Origin of the sequence: Aeromonas sp. PrichA-15 (assembly GCF_017939245.1) — a bacterium.
GTDB lineage: Bacteria > Pseudomonadota > Gammaproteobacteria > Enterobacterales > Aeromonadaceae > Aeromonas > Aeromonas caviae.
Genome location: NZ_JAGKRH010000164.1, coordinates 7,675 through 10,212, shown reverse-complemented (window position 1 = coordinate 10,212; position 2,538 = coordinate 7,675). Strand labels below are relative to the sequence as shown.

5 protein-coding genes are annotated in these 2,538 nt (G+C 60.2%); all 5 read right to left on the bottom strand.

What is annotated here, in order from left to right; all coding sequences use genetic code 11:
• Window positions 1-1,076: hypothetical protein (locus J9889_RS17650; protein WP_210557538.1), on the bottom strand; the 1,076-nt coding region annotated here is incomplete at its 3' end.
• Entirely contained in the window at window positions 1,054-1,365 is a 312-nt protein-coding gene (locus J9889_RS17645; RefSeq protein WP_223918242.1) for a phage tail assembly protein T, read from the bottom strand. The genes J9889_RS17645 and J9889_RS17650, both read right to left, overlap by 23 nt.
• 26 nt (window positions 1,366-1,391) lie before the next feature.
• Complete coding sequence (locus J9889_RS17640; protein WP_210557536.1) at window positions 1,392-1,829, bottom strand: hypothetical protein; 438 nt, start codon at window positions 1,827-1,829, stop codon at window positions 1,392-1,394.
• Entirely contained in the window at window positions 1,826-2,299 is a 474-nt protein-coding gene (locus tag J9889_RS17635; protein WP_210557534.1) for a phage tail tube protein, read from the bottom strand. The genes J9889_RS17640 and J9889_RS17635 overlap by 4 nt, the downstream gene beginning before the upstream one ends.
• On the bottom strand, window positions 2,299-2,538 hold a 240-nt coding region (locus J9889_RS17630), incomplete at its 5' end, for a hypothetical protein (RefSeq protein ID WP_210557527.1). The genes J9889_RS17630 and J9889_RS17635, both read right to left, overlap by 1 nt.

The window sequence follows — 2,538 nt, the reverse complement described above, 5'->3', positions numbered from 1 at the left end:
GCGCGGCGCTGCTGGAGCTCAGGCAGGGCAGAACGGCCCGCCGTATCGCCCAAGATGGCATCGATCAAGCCGACGCCGCCGAATGCCTTTTGCTCCGACGTCTCTTTGATCTGGTCATCCAGATCCTTGAGTTCTTCACGCAGGTTGCCGAGGCGACGGCTCATTCCATCAACCGTGCGTGGGTTGTCCGCCCAGCTATCGAGCAGCGTCCCCCAGTAGCTGACGGCATAGCCGAGCTTTTCGGTCAGCCAGTCGATTTGATCCGATGCTCCCAGCACGCCTTGGGCGAATGAGCTTTGCAGCCGCAGGCTCACATCCTTGAGCTTCTGGTCCATCTCTTTGAGCTGGGTGATGTCGGTCTGTGACAGGGCGACGTTGAGGTTTCGATAGTGCCCGGTCAGGCGTTGAAGTTCGGCGCCGTTGTTGCGCAGCAGGGGCTGGAGCGTGGAGACGTCATTGGCGATAGACTCCAGGTAGAACACCTGTTCCGAGGCGCTGACGTTGGTCGCATCCATGGCGTTCTGGACGGCGATCAATGCCTCCGGGCCCGCCATCTGTTGCAGCTTGGAGACGGTCAGCCCCACTTTGGGGGCGATGTTCTCCATCCAGTCCTTGAACTCGCCGCCACCGGTGGCCGAGAAGTCACCGAGCTTGTCCTGTACGTCCTTGAGCATGTCAGCCAGCTTGTCGCCGCTGACATTGTATTGCTCGGTGGCATAGGCAAGCTCTTGCATCTTCTCAACGGACACCCCCGCCTTGAGCGACATTTGCTCCAGCTCGCGCCCTTGCTGGGCCAACGCACTGACGGATGCAGCCAGCCCCACCGCCGTCCCGACCAGGCCCAACACGGCACCTTGGACGACGCTGAACCCTTGCACGATAGCAACGGATTTGTGAGACAGCAGATCTGCCGTTTCATTGAACGAGCGACCAAAATTGAATGTCGAGTCTTCGGCACTCTTGGCGTCGGCAGCATAGCTTTTCAGCACGTTCGCAGCGGAGCGGACATCGGCAGGCAAGGACGAGAGATCCGCGCTGAGGAGCACCCGAAGGTCAGCAATCTGGGTCGATGACATAGGTTCTCTCTACTCCCGGGATGAAGGCGGCCAAGTTGGCGATCTCCTCGTCACTTTGTTCAACCACCACGGGTTCGGGGCGGTTATAGAAAAATTCTGAGGGACTGACCCAGTGCTCTGCCTTGAGGTGGACATTCAACAGCAGGGCGCAGATCTGGCCGGTTTCGTATTGGCGGATCCGATAATCGGTCGGGTGCTTTGAGAAATCAGCCACCCAGTCCAGGTACTCAGCAGCCGAAAACTCGCTCAGCCAGCGCCGCCAGTCTGCTCGACCAAACTGGCGGGCCAGGCTCAGGATGAACGCCTTTTCAGCCGCTAAGCCTTTTTTGGGTCGGCTGGCTCCTTCGAGTCACCCTCTTGCGCCGTTTTCTCTTCCTCGGCGGCAGGTGGTTGTGCCAGGCCGCTCAGCTCCTTGACCGCCAGGGCCAGACGCATGATGTGATCGGGCAAGGGGTAGGAACGGATCACCCGGGCTTTGACTTCCTCGATAGATTCCGCCGGATGCAGGTACTGCAAGCCAAACGCCGCCATGGTGGCGTTCAGCTCATAGACCACCCTCTGCACCTGCAGGGTGTATTTATGGGCGGCCTTGTCATCCCCTTCCGGGGGCTGGGCAGGCCACTCGACGTCCGCCAGATAGGTCTGGTAGTCGAACAGTTGCAGGGCCGTCAGCGCCCGCACAGTGACATCAGACTCCAAGCCACGGGGGGTCCGCAGCTTGATGGTGCGGCTATCAATGTGTGGCTCGGTCATGCGGCAGGGTTCCAGTCAGTCTCTGCCGGGGATTGACGGCCAGAGAGGGAGATTTTTACCGAACGGGTGATGGTCTCTTTCGCCGGGACGGCCTTGCCAACGCTGCTGACAAAGCCATAGAAGCCATCCCACGCCCCATTGGGGTACTTGATGAAAAACCAGCGAGGGGCTTGGGCCAGCAGGTTCACCAGTTGTTTCTGGGTTGCTTCCGCAGGCTTCCAGGCCAGGGTGATCGAGAGCTGACCCGGGTCGATTTGACCGGCAGTTTTCTCTTTCCACTGAGGGTCCGGCGCGTCCAGGTACGCATCTTCTTGCTCTTCGGCGCTCATCTCGGGCGGCGTCAGCTCTTTGACATCAGCCAAACGGATAACCGCATTGCCGGTGGTGGGGTCCGGCTTATCGGCGCCAGCAGCGGCAGCCATGAAAAATTGAGTACCGGCGCCCTTCACCGGCTTGGTTGCATCAGTCATCAGGGTTTGCTCCAGGTCGCGTTAAAATTGAGGGTCAGAGACATAAGGCCAGTGCCCCGATCATCTACACCGTATTGCCAGCCCGCCGAGGCCAGCCCTTCCAGCAGCAGCCCGCTGAGATCGTCCCCAGACAGCGGCGCCAGCTTCTCAGCCAGCTCGTCCAGATCGGCGTCCGCCTGGTTGGTTTCGGCCACATAGAGGGAGACCATCAGCAGGGCCTGCTCGCTCTCCACATCCAG